Source organism: Pseudomonas sp. LBUM1651, assembly GCF_059716135.1.
Window position 1 is genome coordinate 1,490,960 of record NZ_CP166805.1, and the last position, 22,309, is coordinate 1,513,268.

A 22,309-nucleotide genomic window follows, 5' to 3' on the forward strand; every position below is an offset into this window, starting at 1 on the left:
GGATAATCCCGTTTTTCAATAACACCTTCAAATATTTAGCCCAATTCGCAGCCCCTTGAAATTTGGACTCCAACTGCGCAAATGCATTCCCATTTTTTCAAGTGAATGGCCCTGCTGGCCGATAACCCGGACAGTCATGATCTTCTTCTTAAAATTGCCTGGAAATCTTCGATGCTGTCGTATCACCAAAAGCGTTTTCTGATCGTCGATGATTTTTCCGATTTCCGCAGCTCGGTCCGTTCCATGTTGCGTGAGCTGGGCGTCAAGGACGTGGACACCGCCGACACCGGCGAGCAGGCGCTGCGCATGTGTTCGCAGAAGTCCTACGATTTCATCCTGCAGGATTTCCACCTCGGCGATGGCAAGAAGAATGGTCAGCAGGTGCTCGAAGACCTGATGGTCGAGAAGCTGATCAGCCATGAAGCCGTGTTTGTCATGGTCACCGCCGAGACCAGCCAGGCGATGGTGCTCAGCGCCCTGGAGCATGAGCCCGATGCGTACCTGACCAAACCGTTCAACCGCTCGGGCCTGGCTCAGCGCCTGGAGCGTCTGGAGCAGCGCAAGACGTTGCTCAAGCCGATCCTGCAGGCCCTCGATCGCGGCAAACCGGTCGAAGTGCTCAATGCCTGCATCGCGCTGTGCAAACAGGACATCCGCTATTCGCCGCTGTGCCTGCGCTACCGCGCGGATGCCTTGCGGGACTTGAATCAGAATGAAGCGCTGGAGCGACTCTACGACGGCATCATTGCCGATCGGCCTTTGCCGTGGGCGTTTGCCGGGTTGGGCCAATTGCTGTTCAAGCGCGGTCAGGTCAGTCAGGCCAAAGGCGTCTACGAAAAAGCCCTGAAAGTGTTCCCGATGATGCCAGCGTTGTACGACGGTATGGCGGATGTGCTGGTCGCCGAAGGCGACACAAAGGCTGCGCAGCAAGTGTTGGAGGAGGCAATTCGCTTGTCGCCGCTGGCCGTGCGCCGGCAAGCGTTGCTGGGCAAATTGGCGATGGCCAACGAAGATTTCGACACGGCGTCCAAGGCTTATCGACAGGCGGTCAGTCAGGGCGCCCAGTCACGCTTCAAGGACGCGGAAAGCAACCTCGGTCTGGCCCATGCCTTGATCAGCAAGGGCAGCGAAAAAGGCCTGGATACCCGCACGCGGCTGGAGATCAACACCACGCTGAGTGCCGTGGCCAAGGAAAACCCTTCCGACCCGGGTCTGCAGATTCGTGCGCGGCTGATGAAGGCCACCAGTCTGTTGCTCAACGATGCCGAAACTGCGGAAAAGCTCACCGAGCAAGCGATGTTGCGCCTCGATGGCATGGAGCAGTTCATGAGTGCCGAAGCGGCGCTGTTGGTGGCCAAGCAGTTGCAAATGCTCGGGCAGGCCGATGCCGGCGCCTCGATGCTGAAAAACTGCGTGGAAATCTACGGTGACGATCCGACCGTGATGAAAAGCATCGCCAAACTGACCGACGACCCGACCATCCTCAACTCCGGCAACGATGCGGCGGAGCTCAACCGTCAAGGCGTGCGGGTGTACAAGACCGGCAACCTGGTGGAGGCGCGGGCGGCGTTCCGCAAAGCCCTGGCGATGCAACCGAAAAACATCAGTATCGCGCTGAACATGGCGCAGTCGCTGCTGCACGGCACCGACACCAGCGTGCCGTCGGCGGAGCTTGAAGAATGTAGGGCCTGCCTGAAAACGGTCGGCCTGATGCCCGACACCGACGCGCGGTATGCGCGTTATCAGAAACTGAAAATCAAGGCGTTCAGCGGATGAACCAAGACAACCAGGCACTGGATTTCTCCACGGTGATCGCTTCCACCGTGCACGACATGAAGAACTCGCTGGCGATGTTGATGCAGGCCCACAGCCAATGGCTGGCGCGCTTGCCCGACCCGGCGCGGCACACCCCGGAGCAGGGCGTGATCGAATTCGAGTTCGCCCACCTCAACGGCATGCTCGTGCAGTTGCTGGGGCTGTACAAACTCGGCGTCAATCAGATGCCGTTGCAACCGGCCTACCACGAACTGGATGACTTCATCGAAGCGCAGCTGGCCTGTCACCAGGACGTGTTCGCCAGCCGCGGCATCATGGCGACCTACGAAGTGGACCCGCTGAGCCCACTGGGTTTCTTCGACCGGGAGCTGATTGCGTCGGTGCTGGGCAATTGCATCAACAACGCCATCCGTTATGCCCGGCATGCGGTGTTGATCAGCGTCAGCGATGAGGCCGGGCAACTGGTGCTGACGATCAACGATGATGGCGACGGCTACCCGACCCAGATGATCGAGCGTCAGGCCGATTACGTGCAGGGCATCAACCACAGCAGCGGCAGCACCGGCCTGGGTCTGTATTTCGCCGGGCGGATTGCCGCGTTGCATCAGCGCAACGGCATCGGCGGGCGCACCGAAATCAGCAATGGCGGCCCGTTGGGCGGCGGTGTGTTCAGCCTTTATCTGCCGTAACGTTCTTTTTGTTTGCGGTGCTTGATATTCCGAACAGGCGGAGCCTATTTTGTACGGTCGCCGTTCGCGGCTTGCACAACAACAAAGGATTGCGTCATGACAACCGATGGCCAGCGCTCACTCGCACAGCGAATGACGGGCATTGATGAGATTGAATGTGTTACGCCTGACCTGAACGGCGTGCCCCGTGGCAAGGTCATGACAGCCGAGGGGTTTCTCGAAGGACGGCGGTTGCAGATGGCGCGGGGTGTGCTGCTGCAATGCATCATGGGCGGATATCCGCCAGCGCGTTTTTACGGCAGCGATGATGGCGACCTCGCACTGGTCCCCGATCCGGCACACATCCACCGCTTGCCCTGGAGCAAGCAACCACGAGCCTTCGCCATTTGCGACGCCGACGAACTGACCGGCGAAAGCTCGAGCCTGTCGACCCGTGGCCAACTCAAGGCGGTGATCGCGCGTTACGCGGCACTTGGCCTGGCGCCCGTGGTAGCGACTGAACTGGAATTCTTTGTCTTCGCGCCCAATACCGACCCGACGCAACCCTTCCAGCCGCCGCTGGGCCTGGACGGTCGGCGCGAGGACGGTTGTTCGGCGTTCAGCGTCAGCTCCAACAACGGCCTGCGCCCGTTCTTCAGTGAAGTCTACGAATGCATGGCGGCACTGGGCCTGCCCCGCGACACCTTCATGCACGAGATGGGCGTCAGCCAGTTCGAGATCAATCTGCTGCACGGCGATCCGCTGCTGCTGGCCGACCAGACGTTCCTGTTCAAGCATCTGCTCAAGGAAGTCGCGCTCAAGCACGGCCTGACCGTGGTCTGCATGGCCAAGCCGCTGGCGCACACGCCCGGCAGTTCGATGCACATTCACCAGAGCATCGTCGAGATCGGCAGCGGGCGTAACGTGTTCAGCGACGCGGCCGGTGAGCCGACCGCGACCTTCCGTCACTTCATCGGCGGCCAGCAGGCGGGCATGGCGGATTTCACCGCGTTGTTTGCGCCGAACGTCAACTCCTATCAGCGCTTGTGCCATCCGTTCGCATCACCGAACAATGCCTGCTGGTCCCACGACAATCGCGCGGCCGGTTTGCGTATTCCGGCCAGTTCGCCGGCCGCTCGTCGGGTCGAGAACCGCTTGCCGGGGGCGGATGCAAATCCGTATCTGGCGATCGCCGCGAGCCTGGCGGCGGGGCTGTACGGTATTGAAAACGAGCTGGAGCCGAGCGCAGCGATCCAGGGTGAGTTCGAGGTGCCGGATAATCTTTCGTTGCCGTGTACCTTGCATGCCGCTCTCGAACGTCTGAAACGTAGCCAATTGGCGAAGGAACTGTTTGGCAAGGAGTTCATCGAAGGCTACGTCGCTTCGAAGACCCTGGAGTTGACCAGCTTCTTTGATGAAATTACGCCCTGGGAGCGCCGTGTTTTAGCCGCCCAGGCCTGACGAACCTTCGTCTTCGGGCTATCTTTTCGGATAGCCCGTTTCTCACCGCAAGGAGCCGCTCGGAACGCCGATGCGCCAAATCTGGAAACCCTTTCGAGCGCTGTATTTTGCCTCGCTGATGATGTTGATCGGCTCGGGCTTGCTGAGTACTTACCTGGGCTTGCGCCTGGCGGCCGACCATGTCGACAGCCTGTGGGTCGGTGCGTTGATGGCTGCCAACTATTTTGGTCTGGTGCTGGGGGGCAAGATCGGTCACCGGTTGATTGCCCGGGTCGGGCATATCCGCGCCTATTCGGCCTGCGCCGGGATCGTCGGGGCGGCGGTGCTGGGCCATGGCCTGGTGGACTGGCTGCCTGCCTGGATATTCCTGCGGGTCATCGTCGGCCTCGGCATGATGTGCCAGTACATGGTCATCGAAAGCTGGCTCAATGAGCAGGCCGAAGCCTCGCAGCGCGGAACGGTGTTCAGCGGTTACATGATCGCGTCCTATCTGGGGCTGGTGCTGGGGCAACTGATTCTGGTCATGCACCCGGCGCTCGGTCTGGAGCTGTTGATGCTGGTCGCCCTGTGCTTTGCCCTGTGTCTGGTGCCGGTGGCCCTGACCCGGCGGATTCACCCGGCGCCTCTGCACCCGGCGCCGATGGAGCCGCGGTTCTTCATCAAGCGCGTGCCACAGTCGTTGAGTACGGTGCTGGGGGCGGGACTGATCATCGGTTCGTTCTACGGTCTGGCGCCGCTGTATGCCTCGCAGCAAGGGTTGTCCACGGAGCAGGTCGGTCTGTTCATGGGTAGCTGCATTTTTGCCGGCCTGCTGGTGCAGTGGCCGTTGGGCTGGTTGTCCGACCGTTATGACCGGGCGCTGTTGATCCGCTGCTTTGCGCTTTTCCTGGCCGTTGCCGCGTTGCCGCTGGCGATCATGAAGCAGGTGCCGCTGGAGGTGCTGTTTATCGCCGGCTTCCTCTGTGCATTGGTGAAGTTTTGCCTGTATCCATTGGCGGTGGCGTTCTCCAATGACCACGTCGAGGGTGATCGCCGGGTGTCGCTGACGGCGATGTTGCTGGTGACCTACGGTGTCGGCGCCAGTATCGGGCCGCTGGTCGCCGGGGTGCTGATGAAGATGTTCGGCAGCCAGATGCTCTATGCCTTCTTCAGTTTCTTCGCATTGGTGCTGGTGTGGCGGATCCGCCCGAAAGCGGTGACCAACCTGCACCAGGTCGACGATGCACCGCTGCATCACGTTGCCATGCCGGACAGCATGTCGAGTTCGCCGCTGGTGGCTTGCCTTGATCCACGGGTCGATGAACAAGTGGTGCAGGACCAGATGCAGAGTCCGGTCAATCCTGATCCAGCACCTGAACCGGAAGTGGAGACACAAACCACTCCACCTCCGGAGGACCCTGACACGGGTCGCGAGCAAAGCTTCACCGAGGCCAGACCCTAAATCGCAACACCTGTAGGAGCCGGCTTGCTGGCGATGGATTCAAATGCGCAGTGTTCATCCAGTTAACATGCGTCTTCGTTAACGATCATCGCCAGCAAGCCGGCTCCTGCAATGAACCGCGCAGACCAAACGAAAGGCGCAAAAAAAACGGGCAGTCACCGCAAGGGACTGCCCGTTTTTTATGCCGCTTCGAATTACATGTCGTCTTTGTCGAAGCGTCGTGCTTCGCGCTGGAGCTGATAGACGAAGCGCTCGACCTGACGCTGCACCAGGCCGCTCATGTTGTGAAAGCGGATGCCGGCGAAGGTGGTGGAGATTTTTTCTTCAAAGTGCAGGTAGCGCAGTTCGACCGGTGCCGTCATCTTGCCAAAGGGCAGGGCGGCGGAGAAACGGTCGTAGACCTGGCCCAGTTGCAGGCTGCCGGTAATGTCGCCGTCGAAGCGCAACTTGCAGCCGGTGGCGGAAATGTCCAGCAGCTTGCCGCTGATCGGTGCCTTGAGCTTTTCACCGTCCAGATCGACGTTGACCAGTTGCGCCAGCTTCAATGCCGCGCGAAAGGCATTGCGGCGCTGGTGATAGACCACTTCATCCGGCAGCGGGCCGCGATAGCAGCGACTGTCACCGGATTCGTCGATGGTCAGTTGACCGTTGCTTTCCCAGGCGATGCGCACGCCTTCGTGAAAGCCTTCGACCTTGAACGGTTCGCCGGCCAGCAGGAAGCGTTCGCCGTCACGCGGGATCATTTCGTCGAACGCGATGGTGCGGCCTTCGCGGTCCACGTCCACCAGATAGCTCTGGAAGCGCTGAGTGCGCTCATGGAACGTGATGATCAGCGGATCATGGCTTTCTTGCAGTTGGCGCAGGTTGCCGGAGATTTCCAAAGGCGTGGCAAGCACCTTGGGTGGCTGCGGGGCATCTTCCGCGGTTAAGGCATTGGACACGGTTCATCAATCTCCAGACAAAATATGACTACGGCTGGCCATCATATTGCCAGCATGTTGCGAGTCTTGATAGGGCGTGGTCATTTGAAGGCTCAAGCCTGACTGAGCGGGCGAGGCTTCGCAAGCTTGGCGGTTGATCCGCGGGCATCATAAAGGGCTGGCGGTTCGCCGCCGGTGAGGATTTTCAGCTGGTTGGCCGTGACGGTCTGCTGGACCAGGATCGACTGGCCATTATTGGCGTTCGCCGCCTGGCATTGAGCCAGAAGGTCGGTCAGCACATCGCTCTGCGCCAGCAACTCTTCGCCGATGCTCGAATGGCTGGCCAGTTGCTCCAGACCGCTGCGATTGACTGGCAGATTGAGGCTGACGAGGATTTCACTGCGCTTGCGGCCATGCTGTTCGAGCAGAATGATCAATGCCTGTTTCTGCGCCAGAATATCTTCGAGCAGTGGCATGTCACGACCGTGCAAGGCGATGGACTCGGTTTGCAGTAACTCCAGCAAATGTTGCGCTGGAGCAAAGTCGTCGGTGATCAGTTGCAGTAAGTTAGTGTCGTGCATGGCTGGCCTTGGGTTTTAAGCGTCCAAAAGCCTGGCGCGGGCCGTAGCCTAGCGCTGGGCTTCGAAGTTGAGCAGTTTGCTGGCTACACGGTTGCTGTCGACTTTGTAGCTGCCATCGGCAATCGCTGCTTTCAACTCGGCCACGCGGGCTTTGTCGACGGCAGGCTGATCGCGCAGCTTGTCAGTGACCTGTTGCAACTGTTGAGCCTCATGGCTGAGGTGTACCGATTCCCCGATTTTGACGGTACTGGCCTGTTCGGCCGGGGTATTCAGCGGCGCGGATTTGCCGGCTTCGGCAGTTTCCTTGGCAACGCTGGTACGTGTACTGCCCGTAAGTGACGAGGAACTGTTCAAACGGCTGAAATCGATGACCATGGTAAAAAACCTCTGAGTATTTGGACGCTTGCCATGTTTTCGGCTCTCCCTGTGAAAACTTTAGACCCATTTATCAATGAGCCTGCATGCGCCAGCACTTCTCCTGCATGCGGCACAGTTTAGGGAACAACCTCGGGCAACGCCACTTCTTCAGGAACAGGGTGTCTACATAGACACTTCCACCTGGCCCGGCGCGGTGACCTGCGCCTTGATGACCCGCTTGGAGTTGAGGTTTTTCACGCGGATCTGCTCGCTCATACCGCCATTGGACAGGGCTTCGCCGGGCATTCGCACGCTGAGCGTACCACTGCGGGCGGTAATCACCACTTGATCGCCCTTGCGAATGACTTCCGCCTGTTCGAGGTGTACGAGGGTGATCACCTGATCGGCGACCATTGGTCGGGTAAGTCGCTGGCCGATCGCCTGGTCGAGGGTCGTCAGGTAACCCTGGTTGATCAGGCTGATGTCACGCTCGCGCAGGAGCACGTCAGCGGGCTCGACAAAGTCGGCGCGGCGCAGCGGCCGGGTGGTGGTCACCACGTCGCGAAACAGGCGGACTTGAGCGGGTACGAACACCGTCCAGGGGGAGGTTCCCTCACAGCGAACCTTGACCGTGACCCGGCCCAGCGGCTTGGCCGGGCTCTCGAGGCTGGCTGTCAATTCCTTGTCGCACATGGGCATGCGCAGTCGCGGATCGAGCTGGTTGACCTGGATTTCGTAGCGACCTTCCGTTTGACTGGTCGCCAGATAGTCTTCTACGGTGAATTCAAGAAAGCCCTGGGTGACGCCGATAAGCATGTCAGGCAAGGTAACCGCGTCAGCAAGGGCAGGGCTGCCAGCGTTGAACAGGCAAACGGCCGACATTGCACAGAGCAGTCTGCGGAAGGGCGATGTCAGGCGTCGGAAAAATGTCGGTTCTGTGTTCATAAGAGTTAAAGAGCAAGCGCCGTGCCGTTTAGTGATGAATGTGCGTCGCAACACACTTAGCGTTGGTGTAGGAGTCTGGGCATGGCTGGTGTAATGGATTCGGTAAACCAGCGCACGCAACTGGTAGGGCAGAATCGCCTGGAGCTGTTGTTGTTCCGTCTCGACGGCCAGCAGCTGTATGGGATCAACGTGTTCAAGGTTCGTGAGGTGCTGCAATGCCCCAAGCTGACCCTGATGCCCAAGTCCAGTCCTGTCGTGTGCGGTGTGGCAAATATCCGGGGGGCGACCATTCCGATCCTTGATCTGGCAATGGCGACCGGTTCCGGGGCGCTGAAAGATCAAAGCAATCCCTTCGTGATCATTACGGAGTACAACACCAAGACCCAGGGTTTCCTGGTGCGCTCGGTGGAGCGCATCGTCAACATGAACTGGGAGGAGATCCATCCGCCTCCCAAGGGCACCGGGCGCGATCATTACCTAACGGCTGTGACTCGGGTCGACAATCAGTTAGTCGAAATCATCGACGTCGAGAAGGTCCTGGCAGAAGTGGCGCCGACACCGGAAGCGATTTCCGTCGGTGTGGTCGATGTCGAGACCCAGCACAAGGCGCTGTCGCTGCGGGTGCTGACGGTCGATGACTCGTCGGTGGCGCGCAAGCAGGTCACGCGTTGCCTGCAGACGGTCGGTGTCGAAGTGGTGGCGTTGAACGACGGACGGCAAGCGCTGGATTACCTGCGCAAGCTGGTCGACGAGGGCAAGAAGCCGGAAGAAGAGTTCCTGATGATGATTTCCGACATCGAGATGCCGGAAATGGACGGGTACACCCTGACGGCCGAGATCCGCAACGACCCTCGCATGCAAAAGCTTCATATCATCCTGCATACTTCGTTGTCGGGTGTGTTCAATCAGGCGATGGTCAAGAAAGTCGGTGCCGATGACTTCCTGGCCAAATTCCGTCCTGATGACCTGGCATCCCGGGTAGTCGACCGGATCAAAGCAGCAGACATCAGCTAGGGGCCTTCTGCCCCTGGTGATCAACACGATTTAAGAGGCGGCATCATTGTCTACGGGTAATTTGGATTTCGAACAGTTCCGGGTCTTCCTGGAAAAAGCCTGTGGCATTTTGCTCGGTGAAAACAAGCAGTACCTGGTCTCGAGCCGTCTCAACAAACTGATGGAACAGCAAGGCATCAAGTCCCTGGGTGAGCTGGTCCAGCGCATCCAGACTCAGCCGCGCAGTGGTTTGCGCGAGCTGGTGGTCGATGCCATGACGACCAACGAAACCCTGTGGTTTCGTGACACCTATCCGTTTGAAGTCTTGAAGAACAAGGTACTGCCCGAAGCAATCAAGGCAGCTCCCGGCCAGCGTCTGCGGATCTGGTCGGCAGCGTGTTCGTCGGGGCAGGAACCGTATTCGCTGTCGATGTCCATCGACGAGTTCGAGCGGGTCAACATGGGTCAGTTGAAGATGGGCGTGCAGATCGTCGCCACTGATTTGTCCGGCACCATGCTGACCAACTGCAAGACCGGCGAGTACGACAGCCTGGCCATCGGCCGCGGTCTGTCGCCCGAGCGCCTGCAGCGTTACTTCGACCCGAAGGGGCCGGGGCGCTGGGCAATCAAGGCGCCGATCAAGAGCCGGGTGGAGTTTCGCTCGTTCAACCTGCTGGACAGCTACGCGAGCCTCGGCAAGTTCGACATCGTGTTCTGCCGCAACGTACTGATCTACTTCTCCGCCGAGGTGAAGAAAGACATTCTGTTGCGCATCCACAGCACGCTGAAGCCGGGCGGTTATCTGTTCCTTGGCGCATCGGAAGCGCTGAACGGTTTGCCGGATCATTACCAGATGGTCCAGTGCAGCCCGGGGATTATCTACCAGGCGAAGTGATGGGTTGGCGGTATCGAAAAACGGGAGTCCTCAGGGGCTCCCGTTTTTTTATGCCTGATGATTTCTCATCCCGCCGCATTACCGGTAGGAGCGAGGCTTGCCCGCGAAGGCGGTGTCTCAGACACATTATGGCTAACTGACACATCGCCTTCGCGGGCAAGCCTCGCTCCTACAAGGGGTCGATGTCGCTCGTAGAAAGCGGCAGAAAAGCGGCAGACGGCGGAAACCCGTTGCCGCTTTTCTGGCATTGCCGCATTGCCCCTGCCCGCAAAGCCCCGGTTTATGGGGTTGTCTGAATTGGCACGCCGCTTGCTATGTTCATCGTACGAAAAATCAGGTCACCCGAAGGTTTCCCGACATGAGCATCAGCTTCGATAAAGCGCTCGGTATCCACGAACAAGCCCTGGGCTTCCGCGCTCAGCGTGCCGAAGTCCTGGCCAACAACATCGCCAACGCCGACACCCCGAACTACAAGGCTCGGGATCTGGACTTCTCGAAAGTGCTCGCCGAGCAGAGCGAGAAAACCAAGAACGGCACCTTTGCCTTGAACATGACCAACAACCGTCATATCGAAGCCGAAGGCCTGGGCAATGGCGACGAGTCGCTGCTGTATCGCACGCCGATGCAACCGTCGATCGACCAGAACACCGTGGACGCTCAGCTGGAACAGTCGAACTACGCGGAAAACGCGGTCAACTTCCAGGCCAGCTTCACCCTGCTCAACAGCAAATTCAAAGGGCTGATCTCAGCCCTGCGCGGAGAGTAAGTCATGTCTCTATCCAGTGTTTTCAACATTGCCGGTAGCGGCATGAGTGCGCAAACCACGCGCTTGAACACCGTGGCCTCGAACATCGCCAACGCCGAAACCGTCTCGTCGAGCATCGACCAGACCTACCGCGCCCGTCATCCGGTGTTCGCCACCATGTTCCAGGGCGGCCAGAGCGGCGGCAGCGATTCGCTGTTCCAGAACCAGGACGCCGCAGGCCAGGGCGTGCAAGTGCTGGGCGTGGTCGAAGACCAGAGCAACCTGGAAGCCCGCTACGAACCGAACCATCCGGCGGCCGATGCCAAGGGCTACGTCTACTACCCGAATGTGAACGTGGTGGAAGAAATGGCCGACATGATTTCCGCGAGTCGCTCGTTCCAGACCAACGCCGAAATGATGAACACCGCCAAAACCATGATGCAGAAAGTCCTGACCCTCGGTCAGTGATAAGGGGCGACTCAGATGAGTGTTACCGATACCACCAGCGGCCTTAGCCTCAACGACATCCTGGCCAACTCTTCGATCAAAACCAACACCAGTGCCGACGGCCTGGCGTCCGCAACGAACAGCGCCACCGGCAAAAATGCGCTGGGCAAGGACGCGTTCATGCAGTTGCTGGTGACACAACTGAAGAACCAGAACCCGCTGGAGCCGCAGGACAACGGCGAGTTCGTCGCCCAGTTGGCGCAGTTCAGCAGCCTGGAAGGCATCACCACGCTCAACACCACCGTGAGTGGCCTGGCCAGCAACTACAACTCATCCCAGGCGTTGCAGGCTTCGTCGCTGGTGGGGCGTTCGGTCATCGCGCCGGGCGACAAGGCCGTGGTCGATACCGCCAAGAGCTTCAACGGGACCATCGCGGTACCGGCATCGGCAGACCCGGTCACGCTCAAGATCACCGACGCCGACGGCAAGGTCATCCGCACCATCGACCTGGGCAGCCAGAATGCCGGCACCACCAGTTTCATCTGGGACGGCAAGAACGATGCTGGCGAAGTGGCCAAGGCCGGTACGTATACCTTCGGCGCTACCGCGACCTACGACAGCAAAGCGACCTCATTGGTCACTTACCTGCCGGCAACCGTCAACAGCGTGACCATCAGCCAGACCGGCGGTGAGTTGATGCTCAACCTGGCCGGCCTGGGCAGCGTCGCCCTGTCCAAAGTACAAACCATTGGTATGTAGAGCCGACTAACACGGCACAAAGGAGTGGAATATGTCTTTCAATATCGGCCTTAGCGGTCTCTATGCAGCCAACAAACAACTGGACGTGACCGGCAACAACATCGCCAACGTCGCGACCACCGGTTTCAAATCGTCCCGTGCAGAATTCGAAGACGTTTACTCGGCCACCAAGCTGGGTTCCGGCAGCAAAACCGTCGGTAACGGTGTGCGCCTGGCCAACGTTTCCCAGCAGTTCACCCAGGGCGACATCAACAACACCGGCAACGTGCTCGACATGGGCATCAACGGCTCCGGCTTCTTCGTGCTGAACAACAACGGTTCGATGTCCTACACCCGTGCCGGTACGTTCAAGGTCGACAAGGACGGTTATGTCACCAACACCGACGGCACTGCGCGTCTGCAAGGCTACGGTGTGGATGCCAATGGCAAGATCGTCAATGGCATTCTGACTGACCTGCGCATTGACACGTCGAACCTGGCGCCGAAGACCACCACCACCGTTTCGTCGACGATCAACCTGAACTCCACGGCTGACACGATCAACGTTGTTGCCAATCCGTTCGACCCGACCAAGCCGGCATCCTTCACCAAGCAGTTCAGTACCCCGATTTTCGACACTCAGGGTAACCAGCACACCATGGATCAATACATGGTCAAGACTGGCCCGAACACTTGGCAAACCTACACCCTGATCGATGGTCGCAACCCGAATGGCACCGACCCTAGTCCTACCGCAATTCCGGCGAACCCACCGGTCGCTTCGACCATGGTGTTCAATACTTCAGGCAAGCTGCTTTCCGTCACCACTCCGGGCCCCCCAGTGGTCGTCAGCCCTGACCTGCAAATCACGGGCTGGATTCCGGGCAAAGTAACCAACGGCGTATGGGCAGCCAACGGTGCCGCCGCCGACCCGGCAGGCGTGACCATCTCCATGGCCAACACCACGCAGTTCAACGCCGACACCGCGCGTTCGATTCCTGCGCAGAACGGTTATGCCACTGGCCAGATCACCAACCTGACCATCGATGGCAGCGGTGTGTTGCTGGCCAACTTCAGCAACAACCAGACCAAGCCAATCGGCCAGATCTCGCTCGCCAGCTTCACCAACGAACAAGGTCTGCAGCCCGTAGGCGGCACCAGCTGGAAAGAAACCTACGCGTCGGGTATCCCAGGCTACGATGCGCCGGAAACCGGCACCCTGGGTTCTATCCAGTCCAACTCGCTGGAAGAGTCCAACGTCAACCTGACCAGCGAACTGGTCGACCTGATCAAGGCGCAGAGCAACTACCAGGCGAACGCCAAGACCATCTCGACTCAAAGCACCATCATGCAGACCATCATTCAGATGACCTGATGTTGGTTGGCTGATAGCGCTTCACAAGGAGCCCCTCGGAAGAGGGGCTTTTTTGTGAGCGGGATTTTTATCGGGAGGGCAGGATTTTGTGTTGTCGGGGAGGGCCTCTTCGCGGGCAAGCCTTGCTCCTACAGGCTATGCGTCGTCCAGATGATCAGCGCGATCCTGTAGGAGCAAGGCTTGCCCGCGATGGCGTCAGATGGGCCACCACATTTCCATGGGCAAAAGAAAACCCCCGACCAATCCAGAGGACTGATCAGGGGTTGTCGAGTAAGCGCCTCGCGGCGCCTACCGGCTCAGCTTATTGGCAAGCTTCGCAATCCGGCTCGTCGATGGCGCAAGCCTTCGGCACTGGAGCAGGGCCGGCTGGCGCTGCCAGGACCGAATCTTCACCGTGGTTGCCGCCGCTGGAAACAGCGTTCAGCTTGCCAGTGTTGATGGTCGACTTCTCGGTGCTGGTCGCGGCCAGGGCACGGAGGTAGTAAGTGGTTTTCAGGCCACGGTACCAGGCCATGCGGTAGGTCACGTCCAGCTTCTTGCCCGAGGCGCCGGCGATGTACAGGTTCAGCGACTGAGCCTGGTCGATCCACTTCTGACGACGGCTTGCCGCGTCGACGATCCACTTGGTGTCCACTTCGAAGGCAGTCGCGTAGAGCTCTTTGAGTTCTTGCGGGATGCGCTCGATCTGCTGCACCGAACCGTCGTAGTACTTCAGGTCGTTGATCATGACCGCGTCCCACAGATTGCGAGCCTTCAGGTCGCGAACCAGGTACGGGTTGATCACGGTGAATTCGCCCGACAGGTTCGATTTCACGTAGAGGTTCTGGTAGGTCGGTTCGATCGACTGCGACACGCCGGTGATGTTGGCGATGGTCGCGGTCGGTGCGATGGCCATGATGTTGGAGTTACGAATGCCTTTCTGTACGCGGGCGCGAACCGGTGCCCAGTCCAGGGATTCGTTCAGGTCAACGTCGATGTACTTCTGGCCACGCTGCTCGATCAGGATCTGTTGCGAATCCAGCGGCAGGATGCCTTTGGACCACAGCGAACCCTGGAACGTCTCGTAAGCGCCGCGCTCGTCGGCCAGGTCGCAGGACGCCTGGATTGCGTAGTAGCTGACGGCTTCCATCGACTTGTCGGCGAACTCGACGGCAGCATCGGAACCGTAAGGAATGTGCTGCAGGTACAGCGCGTCCTGGAAGCCCATGATGCCCAGACCGACCGGACGGTGCTTGAAGTTGGAGTTCTTCGCTTGTGGCACCGAGTAGTAGTTGATGTCGATCACGTTATCGAGCATGCGGACTGCGGTGTTCACGGTGCGTTCCAGCTTGGCGGTGTCCAGCTTGCCGTTGACGATGTGGTTCGGCAGGTTGATCGAGCCCAGGTTGCAAACGGCGATCTCGTCCTTGTTGGTGTTCAAGGTGATCTCGGTGCACAGGTTCGAGCTGTGGACCACGCCGACGTGCTGCTGCGGGCTGCGCAGGTTGCACGGGTCTTTGAAGGTCAGCCATGGGTGGCCGGTTTCAAACAGCATGGACAGCATTTTGCGCCACAGGTCTTTGGCCTGGATGGTCTTGAACAGCTTGACCTTGCCCGGGTACTCGGTCAGGGCTTCGTAGTACTCGTAGCGCTCTTCGAAGGCCTTGCCGGTCAGGTCGTGCAGGTCCGGTACTTCGGACGGCGAGAACAGGGTCCACTTGCCGTCATCGAAGACACGCTTCATGAACAGGTCAGGGATCCAGTTGGCGGTGTTCATGTCGTGGGTACGACGACGATCATCACCGGTGTTCTTACGGAGTTCGATGAACTCTTCGATGTCCATGTGCCAGGTTTCCAGGTAGGCACAGACCGCGCCTTTGCGCTTGCCACCCTGGTTGACGGCGACGGCGGTGTCGTTCACCACTTTCAGGAACGGAACCACGCCCTGGGATTTGCCGTTGGTGCCCTTGATGTACGAACCCAGCGCACGAACCGGCGTCCAGTCGTTGCCCAGGCCACCGGCGAATTTCGACAACATGGCGTTGTCGTGGATCGCGTGGTAGATGCCCGACAGGTCATCCGGCACGGTGGTCAGGTAGCAGCTCGACAGCTGTGGACGCAGGGTGCCGGCGTTGAACAGGGTCGGAGTCGAGGACATGTAGTCGAAGGACGACAACAGGTTGTAGAACTCGATCGCACGGTCTTCTTTCTGCTTCTCTTCGATCGCCAGGCCCATGGCCACGCGCATGAAGAAGATCTGCGGCAGTTCGAAGCGGATACCGTCCTTGTGGATGAAGTAACGGTCGTACAGGGTTTGCAGGCCCAGGTAAGTGAACTGCTGGTCGCGCTCGTGGTTGATCGCCTTGCCGAGTTTTTCCAGGTCGAAGGTGGCCAGGACCGGGTTCAGCAATTCGAATTCAATACCTTTGGCGATGTACGCAGGCAGCGCCTTGGCGTACAGGTCGACCATTTCGTGGTGGGTCGCGCTGTCGGCGACGCCAAGGAAGCCCAGGCCTTCGGCACGCAGGGTGTCCATCAGCAGGCGTGCGGTCACGAACGAGTAGTTCGGCTCACGCTCGACCAGGGTACGGGCGGTCATCACCAATGCGGTGTTGACGTCGGTCAGGGCCACGCCGTCGTACAGGTTTTTCAGGGTTTCGCGCTGGATCAGGTCGCCGTCGACTTCTTCCAGGCCTTCGCACGCTTCGGTGACGATGGTGTTCAGGCGGCCCATGTCCAGAGGTGCAAAGGTGCCGTCGGCGCGGGTGATGCGGATCGACGGGTGAGCATTGACCGCTTCTTCTGCCGGGGCGTGGGCAGCGCGTTGTTTCGAACGACCGTCGCGGTAGATCACGTAGTCGCGAGCCACTTTCTGCTCGCCGGCACGCATCAGGGCCAGTTCGACCTGGTCCTGGATTTCTTCGATGTGGATGGTGCCGCCCGACGGCATGCGACGCTTGAAGGTCGCGGTAACCTGTTCGGTCAGGCGGGCAACGGTGTCATGGATTCGCGACGAAGCGGCAGCGGTGCCGCCCTCAACTGCGAGAAACGCTTTGGTGATCGCGACGGTGATTTTGTCATCGGTGTAAGGAACGACAGTGCCGTTACGCTTGATCACGCGCAGCTGGCCAGGCGCGGTGGCGGACAGATCCGAAGTCGAATCAGCGGCCTGCGGCAAGGTGCCCTGCGGGTTCTCGCGAGTTGTGTCGGTTTGCATGGGGGGTTGTCTCCACATTCTCTATGTTTGTTTGGGCACCATCACGGTGCCCACCGTTCCGTCCTGAAGCACTACAACCGGCGAGGCCGGGCATACCAACTTCGGGACAGATCAGGAAGGGGGCTATTGCGGCGCCGCTTCCATGCCGAAGTCTTTGGTCCCAGGCCTTGAGCCTGACACCGGAATCCTTTTGGGTGACAGTAATTGACTGCAACACCCGTACCGTTAACGCCGTTCCCGGCTCAAAAACAGTAGCCATCCGCACGCGCGGTTTGGTCTTTCGAAAATACGTTTGGTTCAACCGGACAGAGGCAATAAAAGCGCTTGAAATCGGTGTCCGGTTTGTGTTTGGTTTTTGGCGTAAAACCCTACATGTAGGGTTTTTTTCGCGCCGGGGTACAAGATAATGCGTTTCGGAGGGTGTTGCAACGTACTACCTGTGGATAAACCTGTGCGTAAATTGTGTGTGAAACAGGGAACCGGCGTGTAGGCCGCGACGCGGCTGGATCGGACCTTTCTTCACCGGTTTTCAATGATCGAAAACGCCCGATCGGATTTTTAAGGGCGCGAACCCTATCACAAAAAACCGGCGTGTCCGAACGCATTTGCCAGCTTGTGTTCTGGACGAGTGGCGTTTATACAATCGGCCGGTGCATACGCATTCTTATCCTCCCCAATCATTACAAAAAGACGGGCGGATCCTTCCTAATAAGTGTTGTTGGCAAGCAGAGGTCACCGTGGAGCAAGAAGCCTGGCAGGTATTGATTGTGGAAGACGACCAGCGTCTGGCCGAACTGACCCGCGATTATCTGGAAGCCAACGGCCTGCGCGTGTCGATCGAGGGCAATGGCGCCCTGGCCGCGGCCCGCATCATCAATGAGAAACCGGACCTGGTAATCCTCGACCTGATGCTGCCGGGCGAAGATGGCCTGAGCATTTGCCGCAAGGTCCGCGACAAGTTCGATGGCCCGATCCTGATGCTCACCGCCCGTACCGACGATACCGATCAAATTCTGGGCCTCGACCTGGGCGCCGATGACTACGTGTGCAAGCCGGTGCGCCCGCGCTTGCTGCTGGCGCGCATCCAGGCGTTGCTGCGCCGCAGTGAAACACCTGAACCGGTCCCGGAAAAACAACGGCGTCTGCAGTTCGGCCCGCTGGTGGTCGATAACGCGTTGCGTGAAGCCTGGCTGCATGACAACGGCATCGAATTGACCAGCGCCGAGTTCGATCTGTTGTGGCTGTTGGTGGCCAACGCCGGACGCATCCTGTCTCGCGAAGAAATTTTCACCGCCCTGCGCGGCATCGGCTATGACGGCCAGGACCGCTCCATCGACGTGCGCATTTCGCGCATCCGGCCGAAGATCGGCGACGACCCGGACCATCCGCGTCTGATCAAGACCATTCGCAGCAAAGGTTATCTGTTCGTGCCTGAAGCCTGCGTAGATCCCTCGCTGTGAATTCGATCTTCCTGCGCATCTATGGCGGCATGTGCGCGGCGCTGATTCTGGTGGCGGTGCTCGGCGTGCTGGCCCTGCACATGCTCAACCAGGTGCGCAGCGAGCAGTACCGCGAGCGCCTGGCCCACGGCACGTTCTCGCTGATGGCCGACAACCTGCAACCCATGAACGAAACCCAGCGTCACCGTGCCTTGCTGGTTTGGGAGCGGCTGCTGGGTATTCCCCTGGCGCTGAAAACCTTCGCCCAGACCGACCTCGATCTGACCCAGCGCACCCGCGTACTGCGCGGCCAGGCGCTGGTGGAACAGACCGGCCCCCATGCGGCGAAGGTGTATCGACTGGTCAGCGACAAGGAACAGTTGGTGCTCACCGGTGAGGTGCAGCAGATCAGCGAACAACTGGCCCGGGCGACGATTTATTTGCTTGCCGATGAACTGGTGCGGGTGCCGGTGGCCGAGCAGCCCAAGCGCCTGGCGCAGATAAAGGAAGAGAAGGGGTTCGGTTTCGATCTGCGGCTGGTCACGGTCGATGAGGCCGACATGGATGAAGATCAGAGCCGCCGCGTGGCCGAAGGCGACACGGTGATGGCGCTGGGCAAGGAGGGCGATTCGATCCGGGTGTTTGCCGGCATGGTCGGCACGCCGTGGGTGCTGGAAATCGGTCCGCTGTACCAGATGAATCCTTACCCGCCGGAATGGCTGGTGCTGATCGCGGCCCTCGGTTTGAGCCTGATCGGCTTGATCGTCTATTTACTGGTGCGCCAACTGGAGCGCCGTTTGCGTGGCCTCGAAGCGGCCGCCACGCGCATCGCCAAAGGCAGCCTGGAAACCCGCGTGCCGGCACGCGGCGCGGATTCGGTCGGGCGCCTGGCGTCGGCGTTCAACGGCATGGCCGAGCACCTGCAACAGTTGTTGGCGGTTCAGCGGGAGCTGGTGCGTGCTGTGTCACATGAATTGCGCACGCCGGTGGCGCGCCTGCGTTTTGGTCTGGAGATGATCGGCTCGGCCACTACGCCCCAGGCCTTGGAGAAATATTGCGAAGGCATGGACCACGACATCGAGGATCTCGACCGGCTGGTGGATGAGATGCTGACCTACGCGCGTCTGGAACAGGGTTCGCCGGCGCTGAATTTCCAGCGCATCGATCTGGATGCGCTGGTCAATCAGGTGATCGAAGAGTTGGCGCCACTGCGCGCCGACGTCACGGTGCAGCGCGGGTTGTGCCTGTCGGCCGCCGATTGTGACGACGCCTGGGTCGAAGCCGAGCCTCGCTATTTGCACCGGGCGATTCAGAACCTGGTGAGCAACGCCATGCGCCATGCTCAATCGCGGGTGACCGTGAGTTATCAGGTGGGGCAGCAGCGGTGTCGGGTCGATATAGAAGACGACGGGCCGGGGGTTCCCGAATCGGCGTGGGAGAAAATCTTTACGCCGTTCCTGCGACTGGATGACAGCAGAACCCGCGCGTCGGGCGGGCATGGGTTGGGTTTGTCGATCGTGCGGCGGATCATCCATTGGCACGACGGGCGGGCGTTGATCAGCAAGAGCAAGAGTCTGGGCGGGGCTTGCTTTAGCCTGAGTTGGCCGAGGAATCAGGAGAAGCGCTGAGATTTGATGTTGCCTGCCCGGCCGTCATCGCGAGCAAGCTCGGCTCCTACAGGGGTTTGTGTCTCACCAAAAATCTCTGTAGGAGCCGAGCTTGCTCGCGAAGAGGCCCGAACAGGCACTGCAAATCCTCAGGCCTTGATGCCGACCAGGCTCAACAACTGCCCATCCATCATCCCGAACTGCGCATCCAGCTCCGTGCCCTTTTGCCACTCACTGGACAGATCGGTCAGCAACCGCAACCGCACCTCACCGCTCTCGCTCCACTCCAGCACTTCGGCATGTTCAAAATAAAACCGCTGCTGAACGATCGGGTAGAGTGCCTTGAACAAACTCTCTTTCACCGAAAACGTCAGCGTCACCAGCATCGCCAGTTCATCGCGAGGTCCGGCGGCCATGCGCTGCAATTCCGCCGGCGTAAGAATTTCCCCGGCCAGGCGTTCCGCCCGTTCGGGGTTGAGCAGGTTTTCCAGGTCCATGCCCAAGCCGCGCCAGTGGGTTTTCTGCGCGACAATGGCCGCCGCCCGGCCGGTGGTGTGGGTGATCGAGCCGCTGATGTGCGCAGGCCAGACCGGCGCCCGGTCGTCGCCAATGGCGGGGACGACATTCAACCCTTCCAGCTGTTGCAGTGCGGCCCGCGCGCAAATCCGCCCGGCAAGGAATTCTGCCTGACGCTTGGCGACTGAGCGCTGGATAGTCGCGGGTGGCTCGATGGCACTGCGCTGGAAATCATCGATGGCCAGTTGCGAAGTGTCGAATTGCGTGCTCAGCAGCACCGTATCGGGCAGCACAAACGGCAGCGGCCAATGGGCATCGAGCGGGGTGCAGCAAACGGGCAGTGCGGGGAGGGCATTCATGTCGGGCATTTTGCCGGGTTGCCTTCGGGCTGGGTAGTAGCAAAGGCTTTTGTGGCGAGGGAGCTTGCTCCCGCTGGGCTGCGTAGCAGCCCCAAAACCTGCAATCGTAAAATGGCAGACACGCCGCGTTTGCCGGGTTTACGACTGCTTCGCAGCCGAGCGGGAGCAAGCTCCCTCGCCACAGAGGTCACTGCTCAGCCGAATATCTTCTTGAAGAAGGCCTGCATGTCCGCCCACGACTTTTCATCCGCCGCTTTGCTGTAACCAATATCCGGCCCGCCATGATCGCCATGGCCCAGGCGATCCGCATCCGGATTGCTGAACCCGTGCTTGGCACCTTCAAGGTTGACGAACTGGTAATCGGCCCCGGCCTTGTCCATCTCGGCCTTGAACGCCGCCACGTTTTCCGCCGTGACCATGCTGTCCAGCGCACCGTGCTCGACCAGGATTTTCGCCTTCACGCTGCCCGGCGTCGCAGGCGATTTCGTCGCCAGCGCCCCGTGGAAACTCACGACGCCCGCCAGCGGCAAGCCCTGACGTGCCGCATTCAGTACCACCGCGCCGCCAAAGCAATAACCAATGGCAGCCACTTTGTTCGGGTCGGTTTGCGCCTGTTTCTTCAACAGATCGAGCCCGGCCTGGAAGCGGGCGCTGGACGCAGCGCTGTCTTTCAATGCGGCCTGCATGAAGGTCATGGCGTCCTTGGGATGTTCGGTGTTCTTGCCGTCGCCGTACATGTCGATGGCCAGCGCGCTGTAACCCAGACCGGCCAGGTCACGGGCGCGACGCTTGGTGTAGTCGTTGAGCCCCCACCATTCGTGCACCACCACCACGCCCGGGCGTGGGCCTTTGATCGCGTCGTCGTAGGCGTAATAACCGATCAGCTTCGTGCCGTCGGGGCTCTGATAGGGGATTTCCTGAGTCTTGATGGCGGCCTGACTGAGCCCGCTCAAGACCAGCAAAAGCAAAGCGAGGAATACGCGCATGGTCGGATCTCCTGCAAAAAGTCGTTAAAACAGCCGGTGCGATTCGGTTCAGCTCAGGTTCAGAGTGCGTTCAGGGGGAGTTCAGGGCCAGGTGAGTAACCTTGCGCCATACCCGAAAAGCACATGGCACATGAGGAAACTCCCCAATGACTACATTCAAGAAACTGCTTCTGGCTTTCACCGTCATGGGTGCAAGCGTAGCCGCCCACGCGGCTGACGATAACTTTGCCAGCCTTACTTTTGGACAGACCAGTGACAAGGTCAAAAAATCCCATGCATTGAACGACAACCTCAACAGCCCTAACGCCGACGGCGTGATCGGCAAGGACAACACCTGGGGTGTGCGTCTGGGGCAGCAAAACAGCCAGGGCCGCTACTACGCCACTTACGACAACGTGTCGGGCTCGCACAATGGCATTAAACTGCGTCAGGAAAACCTGCTGGGCAGCTACGATCTGTTCTATCCGGTGGGCGGCAGCACCAAACTGTTTGGCGGCGCCACGGCCGGTCTGACCAAATTGACCCAGGACTCCCCAGGCTTCAGCCGCGACAGCGACATCGGTTACGCCGTCGGCGGCCAGTTGGGTGTGTTGCAGCAGGTTTCGCAAAACACCTCGGTTGAACTGGGTTACCGTTACCTGCGCAGCAATGCCAGCACCGAGATGAGCGAGCGCGGCGGCAGCAAACAGGGTTCGCTGGACCTGACCAGCAGCGCCCAGACGTATCTGTCCGCCAACTACGCTTTCTGATAAGCATTGCCGGTCAGTCAAGCGCAATCCCTGTGGGAGCGAGACCGGCTTGCCGGCGATGGCGGTGGGTCAGACAACATCAATGCTGACTGTGATGGCCTCATCGCCGGCAAGC

The 22,309-nt window shown here is 59.7% G+C and carries 20 protein-coding genes; 13 read left to right on the plus strand and 7 right to left on the minus strand.

Going from position 1 to position 22,309, the window contains the following annotated elements:
• Nucleotides 1-171 precede the first annotated feature (171 nt).
• From ACA066_RS06920 to ACA066_RS06935, 4 genes are all read left to right on the plus strand, one after another.
• A complete protein-coding gene (locus tag ACA066_RS06920; RefSeq protein WP_497698624.1) occupies nt 172-1,776 on the plus strand; it encodes a response regulator in 1,605 nt (534 codons plus the stop codon).
• The gene (locus ACA066_RS06925; RefSeq protein ID WP_497698625.1) at nt 1,773-2,465 is read left to right on the plus strand and encodes a sensor histidine kinase; all 693 of its coding nucleotides are present in this window, start codon (nt 1,773-1,775) and stop codon (nt 2,463-2,465) included. Before ACA066_RS06920 ends, ACA066_RS06925 begins: the two co-directional genes overlap by 4 nt.
• A gap of 198 nt (nt 2,466-2,663) precedes the next feature.
• Nucleotides 2,664-3,905, plus strand: coding sequence for a glutamine synthetase family protein (locus tag ACA066_RS06930; RefSeq protein WP_497699821.1), 1,242 nt, complete (start codon nt 2,664-2,666; stop codon nt 3,903-3,905).
• A gap of 70 nt (nt 3,906-3,975) precedes the next feature.
• Nucleotides 3,976-5,346 carry an MFS transporter gene (locus ACA066_RS06935; protein ID WP_497698626.1) on the plus strand — a complete coding sequence of 457 codons (1,371 nt, stop codon included), beginning with the start codon at nt 3,976-3,978 and terminating at the stop codon, nt 5,344-5,346.
• Nucleotides 5,347-5,540: 194 nt separating this feature from the next.
• On the opposite strand, the gene ACA066_RS06940 is transcribed toward ACA066_RS06935, so the two are convergent.
• The 4 genes from ACA066_RS06940 to flgA all read right to left on the minus strand — a co-directional run bounded on the left by ACA066_RS06940 (nt 5,541) and on the right by flgA (nt 8,149).
• On the minus strand, nt 5,541-6,287 hold the full coding sequence (locus ACA066_RS06940) for a flagellar brake protein (protein WP_497698627.1): 747 nt from the start codon (nt 6,285-6,287) through the stop codon (nt 5,541-5,543).
• A 92-nt stretch (nt 6,288-6,379) separates the two neighbouring features.
• A complete protein-coding gene (locus ACA066_RS06945; protein WP_497698628.1) occupies nt 6,380-6,847 on the minus strand; it encodes a flagella synthesis protein FlgN in 468 nt (155 codons plus the stop codon).
• Nucleotides 6,848-6,895: 48 nt separating this feature from the next.
• A complete protein-coding gene (gene flgM, locus ACA066_RS06950) occupies nt 6,896-7,222 on the minus strand; it encodes a flagellar biosynthesis anti-sigma factor FlgM (RefSeq protein WP_497698629.1) in 327 nt (108 codons plus the stop codon).
• A 165-nt stretch (nt 7,223-7,387) separates the two neighbouring features.
• Entirely contained in the window at nt 7,388-8,149 is a 762-nt protein-coding gene (gene flgA / locus ACA066_RS06955) for a flagellar basal body P-ring formation chaperone FlgA (RefSeq protein WP_497698630.1), read from the minus strand.
• Between the two features lie 81 nt (nt 8,150-8,230).
• Here flgA and ACA066_RS06960 point away from each other — a divergent pair, with 81 nt between their 5' ends.
• The 6 genes from ACA066_RS06960 to flgE all read left to right on the plus strand — a co-directional run bounded on the left by ACA066_RS06960 (nt 8,231) and on the right by flgE (nt 13,342).
• Nucleotides 8,231-9,163: a chemotaxis protein CheV gene (locus ACA066_RS06960; RefSeq protein ID WP_010457160.1), complete on the plus strand. Its 933-nt coding sequence runs from the start codon at nt 8,231-8,233 to the stop codon at nt 9,161-9,163.
• Between the two features lie 46 nt (nt 9,164-9,209).
• Nucleotides 9,210-10,037 (plus strand): protein-glutamate O-methyltransferase CheR, encoded by an 828-nt coding sequence (gene cheR, locus ACA066_RS06965; protein WP_192227950.1) that lies wholly within the window; start codon nt 9,210-9,212, stop codon nt 10,035-10,037.
• 358 nt (nt 10,038-10,395) lie between these two features.
• Complete coding sequence (gene flgB / locus ACA066_RS06970) at nt 10,396-10,803, plus strand: flagellar basal body rod protein FlgB (RefSeq protein ID WP_017340199.1); 408 nt, start codon at nt 10,396-10,398, stop codon at nt 10,801-10,803.
• A gap of 3 nt (nt 10,804-10,806) precedes the next feature.
• The gene (flgC, locus tag ACA066_RS06975; protein ID WP_007937507.1) at nt 10,807-11,250 is read left to right on the plus strand and encodes a flagellar basal body rod protein FlgC; all 444 of its coding nucleotides are present in this window, start codon (nt 10,807-10,809) and stop codon (nt 11,248-11,250) included.
• Between the two features lie 15 nt (nt 11,251-11,265).
• Complete coding sequence (gene flgD, locus ACA066_RS06980) at nt 11,266-11,988, plus strand: flagellar hook assembly protein FlgD (RefSeq protein ID WP_497698631.1); 723 nt, start codon at nt 11,266-11,268, stop codon at nt 11,986-11,988.
• A gap of 31 nt (nt 11,989-12,019) precedes the next feature.
• A complete protein-coding gene (gene flgE / locus ACA066_RS06985) occupies nt 12,020-13,342 on the plus strand; it encodes a flagellar hook protein FlgE (protein WP_497698632.1) in 1,323 nt (440 codons plus the stop codon).
• A 301-nt stretch (nt 13,343-13,643) separates the two neighbouring features.
• Here the strand turns inward: flgE and ACA066_RS06990 are convergent, their stop codons facing one another.
• Nucleotides 13,644-16,538 (minus strand): ribonucleoside-diphosphate reductase subunit alpha, encoded by a 2,895-nt coding sequence (locus ACA066_RS06990; RefSeq protein WP_497698633.1) that lies wholly within the window; start codon nt 16,536-16,538, stop codon nt 13,644-13,646.
• A 737-nt stretch (nt 16,539-17,275) separates the two neighbouring features.
• On the opposite strand from ACA066_RS06990, the gene ACA066_RS06995 reads away from it, so the two are divergent.
• The gene (locus tag ACA066_RS06995) at nt 17,276-17,998 is read left to right on the plus strand and encodes a response regulator (protein WP_497698634.1); all 723 of its coding nucleotides are present in this window, start codon (nt 17,276-17,278) and stop codon (nt 17,996-17,998) included.
• A complete protein-coding gene (locus tag ACA066_RS07000; RefSeq protein ID WP_497698635.1) occupies nt 17,995-19,605 on the plus strand; it encodes an ATP-binding protein in 1,611 nt (536 codons plus the stop codon). The genes ACA066_RS06995 and ACA066_RS07000 overlap by 4 nt, the downstream gene beginning before the upstream one ends.
• A 128-nt stretch (nt 19,606-19,733) precedes the next feature.
• On the opposite strand, the gene ACA066_RS07005 is transcribed toward ACA066_RS07000, so the two are convergent.
• Together ACA066_RS07005 and ACA066_RS07010 are read right to left on the minus strand one after the other, a co-directional pair.
• On the minus strand, nt 19,734-20,459 hold the full coding sequence (locus tag ACA066_RS07005; RefSeq protein ID WP_497698636.1) for a 4'-phosphopantetheinyl transferase family protein: 726 nt from the start codon (nt 20,457-20,459) through the stop codon (nt 19,734-19,736).
• Between the two features lie 194 nt (nt 20,460-20,653).
• Entirely contained in the window at nt 20,654-21,445 is a 792-nt protein-coding gene (locus ACA066_RS07010) for a dienelactone hydrolase family protein (RefSeq protein WP_497698637.1), read from the minus strand.
• Nucleotides 21,446-21,591: 146 nt separating this feature from the next.
• On the opposite strand from ACA066_RS07010, the gene ACA066_RS07015 reads away from it, so the two are divergent.
• Nucleotides 21,592-22,194, plus strand: a complete 603-nt coding sequence (locus tag ACA066_RS07015; protein WP_253430735.1) for a porin family protein — start codon at nt 21,592-21,594, stop codon at nt 22,192-22,194.
• Nucleotides 22,195-22,309: the final 115 nt, after the last annotated feature.